Origin of the sequence: Shigella sp. FC1967, assembly GCF_001743005.1 — a bacterium.
Taxonomy (GTDB): Bacteria; Pseudomonadota; Gammaproteobacteria; order Enterobacterales; family Enterobacteriaceae; genus Proteus.
The window spans coordinates 1-429 of the sequence record NZ_MIIZ01001271.1 but is presented as its reverse complement, the minus strand read 5'-3'; the positions used below and the strand labels follow the sequence as shown (position 1 = coordinate 429).

General features: G+C 52.2%; 1 pseudogene. It reads left to right on the top strand.

Going from position 1 to position 429, the window contains the following annotated elements:
- Nucleotides 1-416: pseudogene (locus BHE89_RS20965) on the top strand (hypothetical protein); the annotation flags it as partial.
- Nucleotides 417-429 lie beyond the last annotated feature (13 nt).

Sequence of the window (429 nt, the reverse complement as noted above, 5' to 3'; positions counted from 1 at the left end):
TGAAAAAGGATGTTCCTGCCCCTGTGACGTCAGGACAAAGCTCCCATGAGGTTGTGGGCAGCATGAATGAAAACCCCTTACTGACGATGAAGCCGGGGGTTAACCAGATCATCCCGATAGCCGTTGGTCATCCGAACCGAATCGTCACGCCTTTCAGCAATCCTGAGATCGTTTCAACATCTCTGACCGGGGCGACGGATAACGGCCAGTGTGGTGAGGTCTGCATCAAAGAGAATGTGGTCTATGTCGCCACGGATAAGCAGTATCCGGTGACTATGTTCATTACTGAAAAAAGGCTCGGAAGCCCAAGCTCTCAGCCTGACGATGGTTCCCCGTCGTATTCCGCCCAGAGAAGTCTTTCTCAAGCTCGATGGTGGTGTAGGTATCACTGGTGCTTTTGCCAATACCAAGGCTGAGACCTGGGAACAG